Origin of the sequence: Candidatus Nitrospira nitrosa, assembly GCF_001458735.1 — a bacterium.
In the GTDB taxonomy this organism is placed as follows: Bacteria; Nitrospirota; Nitrospiria; order Nitrospirales; family Nitrospiraceae; genus Nitrospira_D; species Nitrospira_D nitrosa.
Genome location: NZ_CZQA01000010.1, coordinates 176,300 through 191,654 on the forward strand (window position 1 = coordinate 176,300; position 15,355 = coordinate 191,654).

The window sequence follows — 15,355 nt, forward strand, 5'->3', positions numbered from 1 at the left end:
CTTCTTGTTCTCGGACAATTTCAAACAAGGACCATGAAATGAGAACCGCCTACGTCAGCTAAAAGAGCGTCACATCCTCCTCCACCGGCTTCTCGACCGTTTGGATCTTTGTGGCATATTCATTCTCACGTTCAAGAATGGTCTTATTCTTCAACCGTTCTATCTTTTTAAGGAGCACGCGGCCGGAGTCTGTAAAATAATAAACTTTGCGCGGACAGACGTCTCCCAAATCCGTTTTCACCGCCTTGAGTCCCTCTGTTTCAAGAAAGGTGAGGACCCACTCAGCATTTCGAGCTCCGACGTCGATATTCCCCTCGTAGATTTTCCCGGCCCCGAAGAGCTTTACCTCCAGCCGACTCTTTACGCCTCCCAATTTCAAGATTTCATTGATCAACGATTCCATCGCATAGGAGCCGTATCGAGTCGATTCACCCCAGGAGTCGTTTCCGCCGTCTTTTGGCTTGGGCAACATGAAATGATTCATTCCACCCACACCCGTGATCGGATCACGGATACAGGCGGAGATACAGGACCCGAGCACGGTATACACAATCATGGGAGTGGAACTGACAAAAAACTCCCCGGGCAAGATCGCCGCGATCTCATGAGGAAACCGACTATCTCGCATCCGTCGAATATGCGAAAACGGGTTCGCGGCGCTGGGTACCATGCGATTAGCGCTCCTTCTGGTAGATGGTGGGGCCCATGACCTTGAATGGATGCTCGACCCACTGCAGGCTTTCGGAATGACCGATGAACAGATGCCCCCCCGGCTTCAGATACTGATAGAACTTGTTCACAAGCTGCTCCTGAGTGGGGCGATCGAAATAGATCATGACATTCCGGCAAAAAATGAGGTCCAATGGGCTCTTAATCGGGAACCGCGCATCCATGAGATTCAACCGTCTGAACTGGATCATCGAGGCCAGATGCGGCTTGACCTTCAACAAACCTTCACTTTCCCCTCTCCCGCGTAAAAAATGCCGTTTAACGAGCTCGGGCGACACATCGCGCATGCGGTCTGCCTCATACCGGCCCGCTGCCGCTTTCGCCAAGACGCGGGTCGACAAATCAGAGGCTAGAATCTTGAAGTCCCACCGTTGAGGATCAGAAACACCTTCGTAGAGCGTCATGGCGATCGTGTAGGGCTCTTCACCGGTCGAGCAAGCGGAGGACCAAATACGAACGCGCTTGTCTTTCTCCAATTCCGGCAGGATCCGCTCGCGCAGATAATCGAAGTGCTTGGGTTCTCTGAAAAAGTCGGTCTTGTTGGTCGAGATCAGGTCCAACATTCGGGTGAACTCTTCCTTCGTCGCATCACCCGTGATTTGCTCATAATATTCCGTGAACGTCGTCAACCCGAGGTCTCGCAATCGCTTCGACAGCCGAGACGCCAACAGCGTTTGTTTTTGATCCCCGAGCGAAATACCGCTTTCGTCATAAATCAGTTTGCGAAAACGAAGAAACTCATCGGAAGTAATCCCATAATCCATAGTCACTCCACCAGGTGAATCTGATACGCCAAGTTCCTACCCACTCCTGTAAAGTCTTGGCTTTATCGGTCGGTTGCGATCGATTCTTGACAGGATGCTCGATTGGAGATGATCTGAGCAGTTTCGCGATGTTAGTGCTCACGTCAATTCAAGAAGGGCCGAAATCATCCGATAAGAAGAGACATCATTTTTCACATCGCAGCAGGACCCCAAACACCTGGAATCTGTTCAATGCCGCACCTTCCCAATATGGCTTTTGGGACACAAGACGACCACTCACATGCGCCTGAAGCACCGGTCACTCCCGGCTGGGTCGGAAGTCGGACCACCGATTCCTCCATGAACAAACAGATGACACCTCCGTTCTCTATCTACTCCGGCTTGATGCTTGCCATAGCCTATGTCGTCCTTGGCAAACTCGGGCTCATGCTGGCCATCCAGCCGGGATACGCCTCAGGAATCTTTCCACCTGCAGGTCTGGCAATTGCCGCGGCCTATCTCTGGGGAAGTCCAGCGCTTCCATGGATCGTTCTGGGATCTCTTACGCTCAACCTCTCGGTCACTGCCGCTCCCCTACAGACCTCAGCGACTGTGGCTGCCCTCTGTATCGCCATGGCTTCTGCTTTACAGTCGTGGTTCGGACGGGCTGTGTTGCAACGCACCGTTGGCCTGACAACGGGTCTTGAGACCATCGAACATATCGGCGGGTACCTCCTGGCCGCTCCATTCATCTGCCTCATGGGCGCGTCTTTGTCCGTGGCCAGCCTGGTTCAGCTGAGAGTCATTCCATCGGATCAGGCCTTCGTGGCATGGCTGACATGGGCGATCGGCGATACCTTGGGCATGGTGTCGATCTTCCCGATTATGCTGGCACTCTTCGGCAAACCCGACTCGGTCTGGAGAGGTCGTCGGTTGATCGTCTCGTCGATCATGGCCGTTTCCGTCACGCTCGTGGGGATTGCGTATGTCAGTACCCACCAGATCGAGTCGGCACAAATAACCCAGCGCTTTCACTTCCAAGCCGACCGTCTGGCTAAGAAGATCCAGGATCATTTTGACGAACAGGAATTCATCCTTGAGCAGCTGGATAGGGCCCTGTCCATGTCTCAGCGTGAACCAATAAGCCATAAAGCCTTTGGAGCGCTTGCGCAGCCCGCGTTGAGTCGGTTTCCCATGCTACAAGCGATCGAGTGGGCACCGGAGATTCCGTTGGACCGACGCGCGATGTTCGAAGCGTCCCAGAAACAATGGCTTCCGGAGTTTGTGATTACCCAGCGTAACGAGTCAGGCACGATCGTCCCCGTACTGGACCGGCCCATCTACTACCCGGTCACCTATGTCGAGCCGCTCGCCCAAAACCGGAAAGCTCTCGGCTTTGATCTAGGCTCAACCCCGACCCGCAAAGCAGCAGTTTTACAGGCGCGCCAAGCCGAGAGCCCCATCGCGACCGAGCCAGTCACGCTTGTACAGGAGCAGGGTACTCAACAGGGCATCCTGCTGATCCGACGCATTCAATCCGGTGCCAATGCACCGGGATTCGTCATCACGGTCTTACGAGCAGGTGACTTCATCGGGAAGTTACTTCCCGAGGGAGGTGAACTGACGGTCAGTCTCGTGGACGTCGAGCAGAATACGATGATCTACGGGACTCGCCTAACGACAGCTCATGAGACGGTATCTACACACAGCCTGCGGTTCGGTGGAAGGCAGTATCACCTATCCATCAAGCCATCCTCAGCAATCGTCGCCGCCTTTCCCGACTGGCAAAGCTGGGGTCTGCTGCTCGGAGGCATCCTGGGGGATGCCTTGCTGGGAGCCGTGTTGCTTCTGATCACCGGGACCACGAACCACGTACAAACACAAGTCGAAGAGCGCACTCAACAGCTGGCCCTGAAAAGCGATCTCTTGCAGGCCATCATCGATACCGTTCCCGTGCGTGTATTCTGGAAAGATCGAGCATTGCGCTACCTCGGCTGTAATCCTGCCTTCGCACGGGATGCCGGAAAAAGCGATCCCAGTGAGCTGCTTGGTAAAAGCGATTATGATCTCGTCTGGGCAAACGAGGCAGCTCAATATCAAACCGATGACATGACGGTTATCACGTCCGAAAGCCCGAGGATGGCCTTCGACGAGCCGCAAACCACCCCGTCCGGCCAGACAGCCTGGTTACGGACCTCGAAGGTGCCGCTCAAAAATCAGGAAAACCAGATCATCGGTGTATTGGGTACATACGAAGATATTTCGGAACAGCGAGCCACAGAAGCCCGGTTACGTGCATCAGAAGAGCGCTTCACCTTGGCTATGCAAGCCGCGACGGACGGCCTGTGGGACTGGAACATTGAGACCCAGATCACGTACCTGTCCCCTCAATGGAAAGCGATGCTGGGCTATGCGGACAAGGAGCTCGACGACAGCTTCGCCACCTGGGAACGGTTAGTGGACGAAGCCGGCCGGGTACGGACCATGGGGCTCATTCATGACTGTCTCTATGGAAAAAGCAATGGGTTTAGGTCTGAGTTCCGGATGCGTCACAAAGACGGCCACTGGGTCGATATCCTGTCCAGAGCAATGATCGTTCGAGATCAGAATGGGAAGCCCGTACGCATGGTCGGCACCCATGTGGATATCACTGAACACAATGCGGTCGCAAGACAGCTGGAAGAGGCTGCGGGGATCATGGAGAAGCAGAACCAGGCACTCGTCGTCGCACACGAACAGGCCAAGAAGTCAGCCGAGGCCAAGAGTGTCTTCCTGGCATCCATGAGCCACGAAATCCGTACACCATTGAACGCAATTATCGGGATGGCCGACTTGCTCCAAGAAACCTCTCTGAGCCAAGACCAGGCAGACTATGTCCAACTCTTCGGCCAAGCCGCCGACCATCTCATGGGCTTGATCAACAGTATCCTGGACCTTTCCAAGATCGAAGCCGGCGAGCTGCGGCTAGAACAGATCTCCTTCAATCCTCATGAACTGGTGACCACAGTGCAAGACTTGATGGCTGTGAATGCCGAGACCAAGCAACTCACGCTGGACGTGCAGATGCATCCCGATCTTCCCTCCACTGTCACCGGCGATCCCATGCGTCTACGACAAGTCCTCATGAATCTTGTCGGGAATGCCATCAAGTTCACGGAGCACGGACAGGTCGTGCTGACGGTCAATGCCGCAGGCCCCGATTGCATGCGGTTTGTGGTCTCGGATACCGGCATCGGGATTCCGCCGGACAAGCTTCCGTTCATCTTTGAGAGCTTCACACAAGGAGATGCGAGCACCACCCGGAAGTACGGCGGCACGGGTCTAGGACTCTCCATTTGCCAGCAATTAGTCTCCCTGATGAAGGGGCAACTTAAAGCAACAAGCACCGTCGGGGTCGGCTCGACGTTTGAATTCACCATCCGTTTGCCGAGCGTGATCGACACAGTGACACCGCTAGCAAATAGCCACGTTCGGGAACAAACCGAGCCGGTCTCCGCACCGTCATCGCGACGGCTCAATATTTTGGTCGTCGACGATCTCGAAGATAATCGTGCGATTGTGGCGCACTACCTGAAGAACAGTTACTATGTCATCGAGATGGCTGAAAATGGCCAAATGGCCGTCGAGAAATTTCAGACAGGCAGGTACGACCTTGTGCTCATGGATGTGCAAATGCCGCTTATGGACGGGCTTCAGGCCACCAGCGCGATTCGTCAATGGGAGCGGGCTCACCACCGTATCCCCACCCCGATTCTTGCGCTCACCGCCCATGCCCTTGAGGAGGATGCGAAGAAAAGCCTGGATGCCGGCTGCACCGCACATTTAACCAAGCCGATTAAAAAGCAGACGCTGCTCAGAGCAATCAGCGATTATATCTCGCCGGACACCGAGCGAGCAGCATAGGACGTTGCCGGAGATCGTACGATGGCCCATTGTTACTGTTGCACACTCGAGCAAACACCCTACTCACTGGGCTGGAGGGGTGCATGAAGAGATTTCGAGACCTGAGCATTCTGAGTAAACTGGCCATAGCGTTTGGCTTCATGGAGCTGCTGCTGGTTGGAATGAGTGTGCTCTCCGTTCGAAGTACTATCCAGTTCCATGATCGTATCGATACTCTCTACCAGACCCACGTACTTCCAACCACTCACCTCTACGATCTGCGCGCCACAAGTTTCAAAATGCAAACAGCGATTGTCCGGCATATTCTGGCCTATGGATCGGCCATGATGGAGACCCAAGAAACTGAGATTGCCGCATTAGACGAGGCATTCCACGTACAGCTGAAAGGCTATGCGAAATATGTCATATCACGAGAAGAGCAGGCACTCTACGAGGACATCATGGCACGGTGGCACGACGTTCAAGCTGCGCGAGCGAAGGTGCTCCACCTGAGTAGGCTCTATAGTAAAGATGCCGCTGACGATATCCAACGAGGCGAAGGGGCTGTCCAGCTTGCGGCATTCACTGCGGCGATTCAACGGCTTATCGAGCTGAACAAGGAGCTGGCTGCGGACGCGTATACCGCCAACACGACAGAGGTGTCAGATGTCATCCACTACATGCTCCTGATTACGCTTGGAGGATTGGCCTCTGGACTGTTCCTGGGATGGAACATCTCCCGGAAGATCTCAGCTGGCCTAAACAACATCGTCACGGCGACCACCGCGATGAGATCCGGCCAGCTTCAGGCCCGAGCGAACCTCACCTCACAAGATGAAATCGGACAACTGGCACAGGCGTTCAATGAGATGGCGGCGAAGATCGAGACCGATGTGGCAGACGTACTCGAAGCAAAACACACGATGATGGCTATCGATCATACCTATTCCATCATCGAGTTCAACTTGGACGGGACGATCATCGGCGCAAACGAAAACTTCTTAAGATTGAGCGGGTATGCCAAGGATGAATTGATTGGCTCCCATCACCGGATTTTGTGCGATCCGACTTACGTGAAGAGCAACGACTACGCAACTTTTTGGGAAAGGCTCGCTCAAGGACACTTCGAGACCGGCACGTACCAGCGGATCACCAAAGGCGGAAAGCCCATCTGGATTCAAACGTCCTATAACCCGACCCTCAACGCCAATGGCGAAATCTATAAAATTGTCAAGTTCGCCACTGATATCACAGCTCAAAAGGAGGCGGAGATTGCCCGACATGAACAGGAAACGCGCCTGCAAGCGATCGTCAGTAATGCGGTAGACGGAATTGTGACAATCAACGACCGCGGCATCATCGAATCGTTCAACCTAGCGGCTGAGCGCATGTTCGGCTACACCTCGGCCGAGGCCATCGGGCAGAATGTCAAACTGCTCATGCCGGAGCCGTATCGATCAGAACATGACGGCTATCTTGATAACTACAAGAAAAGCGGTCATCCGAAAATCATCGGGATCGGGCGCGAAGTGGTCGGTCAACGGAAAGACGGGTCGACCTTTCCGCTTGAATTGGCCGTCAGTGAGCTTCACTTGCAAGGGCGTCGCCTCTTTACCGGCATTCTACGCGATATCACTGAACGCGCTGCAGCCGCAACTAAACTTGAGCAGGCGGCGATTCAAATGGAGTGCATCAATCTCGAGCTGGAAATGGCGAATGACGAGGTGCGGGAAGCAACCGAAACGAAGAGCGCCTTCCTGGCATCCATGAGCCATGAGATCCGAACTCCAATGAACTCGATCGTCGGCATGGCGCAGCTGCTCGGCGAAACATCCCTCACCCCTGAACAACAGGACTACACACAGCGTCTCAGGCGAGCCAGCGATCACTTACTGGATCTGATCAACGACATTCTGGATCTCTCAAAAATTGAATCCGGACATTTGGAACTAGAAACGGTCCCCATCGACCTACACAATCTTCTGGAGAACGTCGGTGAGATGATGGCCTTGCGCGCTCATGCCAAACAGATCGACTTCGTCCTGCGGGCATGCCCTGGCCTCCCTGACGGAGTCTCCGGAGATCCGACGAGGCTCCGTCAGATCCTCGTGAATCTGGTAGGCAACGCGATAAAATTCACGGAAACGGGTCAGGTCCTGGTTCAGGTCGAATCGACCGAAGCCAACCAGGTCCGGTTTTCCGTCTCGGATACCGGCATCGGCATTCCGGCCGAGAAGCTCGATTCCATCTTTGACGGCTTTTCTCAAGCCGATGCGTCCACAACCAGAAAATATGGCGGCACAGGGCTCGGCCTCAACATCTGCAAACGCCTCGTGAAGCTGATGGACGGCGACATCTCCGTGACCAGCACTCCTGGAATCGGTTCCGACTTTGTCTTCACGGTTCCCTTGCCCACCGTACCGCTTGAGACGACGCCGGCGGGCCTAGATCTCCATGTCCTGAAAGAGACACGCATTCTCGTCGTGGACGATCACCAACCGACACGCCTCGTCATCACTGAGATCCTCTCAGCAGCCGACGCACTCGTCAGCGACGTAGCCTCAGGTCCATTGGCGATGAGCTTCCTCCAGGCCGCTCAGACCGATAATCAGCCGGTGCAGCTCATGATTGTGGATCATCGCATGCCTGACATGGATGGCCTCGAACTTGTACAAGCAGTCCGGGCTATGCCCTCCGGGAAGGACCTTCCGGTCCTGTTTCTACTCTCGAATTCTCAAGAGTCAGACCGCAAGCATTTACAAGAGCTTACCCGTACGCATCCCATTCTCAAACCGGTTTCACGGACAAAGTTACTTGTGACGGTCAGAGACGCACTCGCAGGACAGTCTCTCTCGGTCAATCTCAATCCCGACCATGCTGCTGGAACGAGTCGACGTCCACTTCGAATCCTGTTGGTCGACGACTTGGAAGACAATCGAGATCTCGTCATCTTCTTCCTCAAAAGCCTGCCGTACTCAGTGGACACAGCCGAAAACGGTTTGGAAGCGGTCGAAAGGATTCGCACCACTTCGTATGATATCGTTCTCATGGACGTACAGATGCCGCGTATGGACGGTCTCCAAGCCACAGCAACGATCCGCCAATGGGAACGGACGGAAGGTCGGCGACCTACACCCATCATCGCTCTCACAGCCCAGGCGCTGACTGAAGAACGAGAGAAGGCTCTGGCGGCAGGGTATACGGCCCATCTGACAAAACCGATCAAGAAGCCAGATTTGCTGAAGGCCATCGAGGGTTATACCGCTTTGATCCAAGACCAAGCCGCCTGACCGGTGAAGGAGGGGTTCAAGAATGGATAAACCGATTCTTTTTCTGGTTGAAGACGAAGAAGATACCGCCTCCCTCATTCGAATGATTATGGAAGAAGAAGGCTACGAGATAATCCACGCGAGCGACGGCAGGCAGGCACAGGTCAAGATCAATGCACTACCACCGCCGGCGCTCGTGCTTCTGGATATGGAACTTCCATACCTGCATGGACTTGAACTCCTGGCCCAGATTCGGAAAAAGACGACCTGGAACGGTGCCCCGGTCGTCATGCTGACCGCCGACAGCGATCAAACGCGCATCTGCAAGGCAATCGTAGCGGGTGCATCTGACTATATCTTGAAGCCGTTCAAGCGAGAGTCCTTGCTGGCACGGCTTGCCCGTTTCCGAGCGCCTGGGTTGAAACGTCGTACAGCCTAGAAGGAGCATCGTATGTCGGACCCGTCACTGAATACACCATCAATGACTGAGCCTCCGGAGATCGTTCATGTTGATGCCTCTTTCGAACCGCTGATACCGCGCTTTATGGTCAATCGAAAAAAAGAAATCGTCACGATGCGGCAGGCCCTCACAGAACAGGACTTTGAGACGGTGCGAAGTGTCGCACATGGGATGAAAGGCGTCGGTGGGAGCTACGGATTCGACCGGGTTACTGAACTCGCCGCCATGATTGAGCAGGCAGCCAAATCGGCAGATGCCTCGAGCATCACGCAACACTTGCACACTTTGGAAAGCTATTTGAACAACATCCAGATCGCCTACGACTGACCCGCTCCCGGCCGCCGGAACAGGGTGAGCATCTCACCGGGAAAAGCCTCACGGCCGTTATTTTTCCGTCATTAAATACCCGTTGAGTTGCGTCGGCAACAAGGCATTCTTGACCCGTTCAGGCAGGGTCTTGGGATCTAAGCTTTTCTCGATCGAGATCGATCGTTCCCTCGCCAAATCAATGATCGCCGCTTGATCGTGCGAGGCATTCCGTTCATACAGCATGATGACCGGGCGCAAACGCTCCTGGCTATTGGTCTTGATCACCAACCCGAAGCTCCCATCGCTCAATTCCACAAATGAGCCGGGCGGAAAGACGGTGACGGTCGCGATGAACGGATCGATGACGTCCGGACCATACTTATTCCGCAGTTTCGTATACAGATACGTCAAGGCTTGGCTTGGACTGAGGTAGCGCGCAGACCGCCGATCACTGACCCTCAGATTGTACTCAACGATCGTCCCGACCAATCGTGCCGTCTTGGTGATATCCCCGTTGATGAGCTTCTTAGGATATCCGGTGCCGTCGAGATATTCCCGGTGTTGGTGGACAATCTCAATGATCTCGGGAGCCACATCAGGCATGCCTTCCAAGATCTCCTTCCCCAGTTGAGGATACATCCGAAGTAATTTAGCCTCGGTCGGCGAGAGGTCCTCCTCGCTCTTCAGGCGGACCGCCAACGGAACTCGATTCATCCCGATGTTGTGAAAGAGTCCACCTATCCCGACGTGCTCGGTTTCTTCAGGGCTGAGACCGAGCGTCTTGGCCGTGAGTTTGGCAAGCGCACTCACATTCAGCGCATGCATGGCCAACTCCTGGCCTGGTTCCGCCCGACTCTCTGCACAGACGAGACTCAGCAAGACAGGCTCCTGTGCCGTAACCTTGCCCATCGTCTCCAAGATCTTGGTCGCCGCCTGCATGGTGCTCGGCTGTCCGGCATTGGCCATCGCCATGACGACCGACACATCATTGGTCGCCTTGGCATAGGTGCGCGAGTTGTCTTCGATGGCTTTGCGATGCTCCAGCGCCGTCTGAAGCTGCCGTTGTTTTTCCTTGAGGATCGACTGCTCGTCCTCCTCGGCATCCTTCTCGGTTTCGGCATCGATTTCAAAGGCACGGACGGGAACCGACGGCTTGGTCAGGGACTCGACGACATCAGCATGAGAGAGTTGGGGGTCATAAAACAGCTTGGTGAGGCGATGTTTCCGAATAATCGCGATTTCCGTCGGTGAGGAGACCGTAAAAACATTGCGGACGAAGGGATGTTCCATCCACGAATGGTCGATCTTGATATAGAGCCCGACTCGTAGCAGCGTTGGATCAAGCGGGAGCCACGCCATAGTAGAGACTCTCCTCCTACACCCGCGATAGGTGAGCGAGCAAGCTCCATCCGGTGTAGGGTTTCATAAATACGCTGGCGTGGTTCGATCGTGCGAGCCCTTCGAACAAGCTCAGGGGAAGCCTATCGAAAAGCCTGTCGTTCGCCGGGCTCGGTTCACAATTTACAAGACCCGGCTCGAACGAAACATTCACAGTACGGAACGGATGGATACTGCGCAAATATGTATGCGTGTTCCTCAAGACCGTTATCCATTGCCCCCTTCCGGTTTTTTCTGAGTAGTAGTTAACACGTATCCATTGAGCTTTGTGGGGAGCAAGGCGTTTTTCACTCGCTCAGGCAACGTTTTAGTATCTATACTTCTTTCTATTGAGAGTGATCGTTCCCGTGCCAGATCGATGATGGCGGCTTGCTCATGCGACGCCTGCCGCTCGTACAGCATGACGATGGGGCGCAGCCGCTCATCCAGATTGCATTTAAGGACCAACCCGAAGCTCCCATCGCTCAGCTCGACAAACGAACCAGGAGGAAACACGGTGACGGTTGCGATAAAGGCGTCGATAACATCCGGACCATACTTATGCTGCATTTTTGCATAGAGATGCGACAATGCCTGCCCGGGTCCAAGATATCGAGGTGAACGGCGGTCGCTCGTCATGGCGTTGTATTCTACAATCACCCCAACCAAACGAGCCAGTTTGTTGATATCCCCGGCAAATAATCGCTTGGGGTATCCAGTCCCATCGATCCATTCTCGATGCTGGTGGACAATCTCAACAACCTCAGCATCCATACCTGGAATGACTTCTAGGATTTCCTTGCCAAGCTGAGGATACATCCGGAGAAGCTTCGTCTCCGTCGGAGACATATCCTCTTCGCTTTTGACACGGACGGCTAAGGGAACGCGACTCATGCCGATATTATGAAGTAACGCACCCATCCCCACTCGCTCAATCTCTTCCGGTACAAGACCCATTGTTTTCGCCGTCAAGACGGCCAATGCGCTCACGTTCATCGCCTGCATGGCGAGCTCCTGTCCTGGCTCGCCATTACTTTCTGCGCATACGAGGCTAATCGCAACATCCTTTTGCTGAAGGGCGTTGTCCAAACTCCCCATGATCTTCGTAGCCGTACGCAACATATCCGCCTGTCCGGCGTTGGCCATAGCCAGCATGACAGAGATCTCGTTCCTTGCATCGATGTATGTGCGTGTATTTTCTTCAACTTCCTTCCGATGCTGAAGGATGCTCTGAATCTGTTTTTCTTTCTCTTTGAGGATCGACTGCTCATCAGCTTCGGCATCCTGCGCCGTTTCGGCGTCGATTTGGAACTCCTCCACCGAGGCGGACGGATCAGTGATAGCGGCTACGACATCTGCGTGGGAACGCTCAGTGTCATAAAACAACCTATTGAGATGGTACTTCCGAATAATGGCGATTTCTGTCGGCGAGGAAACAGTAAAGACATTACGGACGAATGGGTGATCCAACCAGGGATGGTCGATCTTGATATAGAGCCCTAGACGAAGTAAGGTTGGATTAAGTGGAAGCCACGGCACGGTACAGACGTCTCCTCAGAATTTACTTTGCATTCAAACTAGTTAGGTTTTTGTACAATATCAGAACTCTCCTCTCCTGGGAAGTGAGACGACGATCCGTACTTGCAGTGTGTTGACAAACTCTGCGCTGCCTTCCAAGCGGATCGGTGCGTATGGGGATCGACCGGATTAGAATGTCCTGCCGCCTATTCAGAAAGGCCGCAGCGAGGGAAGAAGCAACGCGTACTCTATCCTGTACGGTGATTCTCTGAGCGACGCGAGAATGCCGCTGGCAGGCTTTGGTCAGCCGCCTGCTAAATACCATAAAGACGTCGGTCAAGTACCTTCTCATGCATTCATGTTGACCGATTCAACCGTAGGCATCGACTATGACGTCTCATCCATCTTTCTCCACTCCACAAAATACTTCGTGGCCTCTGCTCGTCGTGAAATATTCAACCGCCGGTATATGGCCCGAAGGCGAGTACTCAGCTTCCCCGGAGAGAGCTTAAGTTCTCGTGCAATCTCTTTGTTCGTCTTTCCCTCGCTCATGAGCGCCAGCACTCGAAGATCGTCTTGAGAACACTCGTTCAACCGTTGGAACGGTGCCTCCCTCCCCTGTTCCCTGGCCCATGAGATGATGTGGGGAACCAAGTGAGGATCCATGATGGCCATCCCTGCGGAGACGATTTCAATTCCCCTGACCACCGTCTCGGCCGAGGCCTTCTTCAACAGATATCCCTGCGCGCCCGCAAGAATGGCGGACCGCAAGAGATGCTGATCATCTCGATTGGTGAAGAACAGGACACTGGTCTGGGGATAAGATTCTCGGATGGTACGGCACAGGTCGATCCCACTCGCGCGTCCCACTTGCACTTCCGAGACCACGACAGTCGGACGACAGGTCTCTAGGGCAGACAACGCGTCGGCTGTGGACTGTGCGGTTGCAACGACACGCACATGAGGGTTCTTGGACAGAATCTCCTGTATCCCGTGCAAGACGAACGGTGACGCATCCACCAGTAACACGCGCGTTTGGTCACGAGTTTCCACCGGCAGACTCATGCGTGATGATCGATTCGACGAAAGCGCTTCACCGCCACCATTGAGCTCCGATCTGGCTCTTGACAAAGCAACAGGCAAATACGGGCTGTCAGAACATACGCCACCCGCTTCATTTGCGAGGAGCGAGACCTACTCAACGAGATGTGCCCACCAGTGCGGCAGCAATTCATGTGCCTTGCGTTGGAATAGAAGAAACTCTCGTGAACTGGGTTGAACAACATCACATCCGGCTGAGGAGGCTGAAGTAACAACGAACCATCGCACCAGTAAAGATGGGGAATCCCCGCAAAACGTTACATTGGTTAGGACCAAACCGGAGCTATGGGGCACATTGTCCTTATCGACACAGTGAATCGAAACTGATTCAGTATCGAAATGGATTCAGTATCGAAATGGATTCAGTACCCCATTGCACTCAGAGAGGTGGCCACAGCGACTATTTTCCTGTGATCACATATCCTTTGAGCTTCGTCGTAAGCAGCGCATCTTTCACCCGATCCGGAAGCCCTTTCGGATCGAGAGCTTTTTCAATTGAGATTGAACGTTCTCGTGCTAGATCGATGATGGCTGGCTGATCATGTGATGCGTGCCGCTCATAGAGCATGATGACGGGCCGCAACCGTTCCTGCGGATTACTCTTCAACACCAGTCCAAAGCTGCCGTCGTTCAGTTCAACAAACGATCCGGGAGGAAACACCGTCACCGTGGCAATAAACGGCTCGACCACATCCGGGCCGAATTTATTCTTGAGTTTTGTATACACATAGGACAAGGCCTTGGCTGGTCCCATGTAGCTGGCGGAACGTTGATCGCTGGAGAGGAGGTTATATTCGACAACCGTCCCCACCAGCCTTGCGGTCTTGGCAATGTCGCCGTTGATGAGACGCTTGGGAAACCCGGTGCCGTCGAGATACTCCCGATGTTGGTACACAATCTCGACGACCTCCGGAGCGACGCCTTCAATGGCCTCCAAGATTTCCTTACCGAGCTGCGGATACATGCGAAGCAGTTTGGTCTCGGTCGGAGATAGATCCTCCTCGCTTTTCACGCGAACGGCCAAGGGCACCCGACCCATCCCGATATTGTGGAACAGCCCTCCCATCGCGGCATGTGCTATCTCCTCAGGACTCAGGCCGAGCGTCTTCGCCGTCATCGTGGCCAATGCACTGACATTGAGACTCTGCATCGCCAACTCCTGTCCCGGCTCAGGTCGGCTTTCCGCACAAACCAGGCTGATGGCCACCTCCCCCTGACCGACGACGCCCGTCATGGATGACAGGATTTTTTCAGCCGACCGCAACATATCCGCCTGTCCCGCATTGGCCATAGCCATCATGACCGAGACCTCGTTCGTGGAATCGGTATAGCTACGGAAGTTCTCCTCAATCGCCTTCCGATGATCGAGGGCACTCTGAATTTGCCGGTGCTTTTCCTTCAGAATCGAGGCTTCATCGGCTTCGGCATCCTGCGCCGTCTCCGCATCGATTTCGAACTCACGCACGGGACCGGACGGATTGGTAATGGCTTCCACGACATCGGCATGTGACAGCTCGGGATCGTACAAGAGTTTCGTGAGACGGTGTTTCCGAATGATCGCGATTTCAGTCGGGGAGGAGACCGTAAACACGTTGCGGACGAAGGGATGCTCCATCCAACCGTGATCGATTTTGATATAAAGTCCGAGGCGAAGCAGGACCGGATCAAGCGGCAACCAGGGCATCGACCATTCTCCCCTTCAGCGTTGGAGAGGCTTGCGAACGTCGCGTCCGGCCTACGCGGCGAAATCGTGCCCCTAGAAAATACAAAAGGCGCACCCCTCCGCTCTTGCACAAGAGCCTCGGAATGCGCCATCAACTGACAGGTCTTTCTCCTGCCCGCTAGGCGGTTCGAGTCTTTCACTCGACCAATCTATCTCGACTGTATCAAACTGCTATTGGATCTGAAACTAAAAACATAAAGTACAGACTGACGGGCGCATCACTGTGCAAGAGCCCACGAGTCAG

Annotated in this window: 10 protein-coding genes; 4 read left to right on the plus strand and 6 right to left on the minus strand. The window is 54.2% G+C overall.

Features of this window, described 5'->3' with window-relative positions; genetic code table 11:
* Positions 1-58: 58 nt before the first annotated feature.
* Together cheD and COMA1_RS15345 are read right to left on the minus strand one after the other, a co-directional pair.
* Positions 59-670 carry a chemoreceptor glutamine deamidase CheD gene (cheD, locus tag COMA1_RS15340; RefSeq protein ID WP_090750112.1) on the minus strand — a complete coding sequence of 204 codons (612 nt, stop codon included), beginning with the start codon at positions 668-670 and terminating at the stop codon, positions 59-61.
* 4 nt (positions 671-674) lie between these two features.
* Positions 675-1,493, minus strand: a complete 819-nt coding sequence (locus COMA1_RS15345) for a CheR family methyltransferase (RefSeq protein WP_090750114.1) — start codon at positions 1,491-1,493, stop codon at positions 675-677.
* 231 nt (positions 1,494-1,724) lie between these two features.
* Between COMA1_RS15345 and COMA1_RS15350 the strand changes: the two genes are divergently transcribed.
* The 4 genes from COMA1_RS15350 to COMA1_RS15365 all read left to right on the plus strand — a co-directional run bounded on the left by COMA1_RS15350 (position 1,725) and on the right by COMA1_RS15365 (position 9,410).
* The gene (locus tag COMA1_RS15350; RefSeq protein WP_090750116.1) at positions 1,725-5,375 is read left to right on the plus strand and encodes a CHASE domain-containing protein; all 3,651 of its coding nucleotides are present in this window, start codon (positions 1,725-1,727) and stop codon (positions 5,373-5,375) included.
* A gap of 83 nt (positions 5,376-5,458) precedes the next feature.
* Entirely contained in the window at positions 5,459-8,644 is a 3,186-nt protein-coding gene (locus tag COMA1_RS15355; RefSeq protein WP_090750118.1) for a PAS domain S-box protein, read from the plus strand.
* A gap of 22 nt (positions 8,645-8,666) precedes the next feature.
* A complete protein-coding gene (locus COMA1_RS15360) occupies positions 8,667-9,062 on the plus strand; it encodes a response regulator (RefSeq protein ID WP_090750120.1) in 396 nt (131 codons plus the stop codon).
* 12 nt (positions 9,063-9,074) lie between these two features.
* Complete coding sequence (locus COMA1_RS15365) at positions 9,075-9,410, plus strand: Hpt domain-containing protein (RefSeq protein WP_218055404.1); 336 nt, start codon at positions 9,075-9,077, stop codon at positions 9,408-9,410.
* 57 nt (positions 9,411-9,467) lie between these two features.
* Here COMA1_RS15365 and COMA1_RS15370 read toward each other — a convergent pair whose 3' ends face one another.
* The 4 genes from COMA1_RS15370 to COMA1_RS15385 all read right to left on the minus strand — a co-directional run bounded on the left by COMA1_RS15370 (position 9,468) and on the right by COMA1_RS15385 (position 15,072).
* On the minus strand, positions 9,468-10,751 hold the full coding sequence (locus COMA1_RS15370) for an HD-GYP domain-containing protein (RefSeq protein ID WP_090750123.1): 1,284 nt from the start codon (positions 10,749-10,751) through the stop codon (positions 9,468-9,470).
* 246 nt (positions 10,752-10,997) lie between these two features.
* The gene (locus tag COMA1_RS15375) at positions 10,998-12,308 is read right to left on the minus strand and encodes an HD-GYP domain-containing protein (protein ID WP_090750124.1); all 1,311 of its coding nucleotides are present in this window, start codon (positions 12,306-12,308) and stop codon (positions 10,998-11,000) included.
* 366 nt (positions 12,309-12,674) lie between these two features.
* On the minus strand, positions 12,675-13,352 hold the full coding sequence (locus COMA1_RS15380) for a response regulator transcription factor (RefSeq protein WP_090750126.1): 678 nt from the start codon (positions 13,350-13,352) through the stop codon (positions 12,675-12,677).
* Positions 13,353-13,788: 436 nt separating this feature from the next.
* On the minus strand, positions 13,789-15,072 hold the full coding sequence (locus COMA1_RS15385) for an HD-GYP domain-containing protein (RefSeq protein WP_090750128.1): 1,284 nt from the start codon (positions 15,070-15,072) through the stop codon (positions 13,789-13,791).
* Positions 15,073-15,355: the final 283 nt, after the last annotated feature.

Excerpts from the sequence above, each read along its gene's own strand:
- COMA1_RS15385 (WP_090750128.1), bottom strand. The coding sequence starts at position 15,072 with ATGCCCTGGTTGCCGCTTGATCCGGTCCTGCTTCGCCTCGGACTTTAT.
- COMA1_RS15370 (WP_090750123.1), bottom strand. The coding sequence starts at position 10,751 with ATGGCGTGGCTCCCGCTTGATCCAACGCTGCTACGAGTCGGGCTCTAT.
- COMA1_RS15345 (WP_090750114.1), bottom strand. The coding sequence starts at position 1,493 with ATGGATTATGGGATTACTTCCGATGAGTTTCTTCGTTTTCGCAAACTG.
- COMA1_RS15380 (WP_090750126.1), bottom strand. The coding sequence starts at position 13,352 with ATGAGTCTGCCGGTGGAAACTCGTGACCAAACGCGCGTGTTACTGGTG.
- COMA1_RS15360 (WP_090750120.1), top strand. The coding sequence starts at position 8,667 with ATGGATAAACCGATTCTTTTTCTGGTTGAAGACGAAGAAGATACCGCC.
- COMA1_RS15350 (WP_090750116.1), top strand. The coding sequence starts at position 1,725 with ATGCCGCACCTTCCCAATATGGCTTTTGGGACACAAGACGACCACTCA.
- COMA1_RS15355 (WP_090750118.1), top strand. The coding sequence starts at position 5,459 with ATGAAGAGATTTCGAGACCTGAGCATTCTGAGTAAACTGGCCATAGCG.
- cheD (WP_090750112.1), bottom strand. The coding sequence starts at position 670 with ATGGTACCCAGCGCCGCGAACCCGTTTTCGCATATTCGACGGATGCGA.
- COMA1_RS15365 (WP_218055404.1), top strand. The coding sequence starts at position 9,075 with ATGTCGGACCCGTCACTGAATACACCATCAATGACTGAGCCTCCGGAG.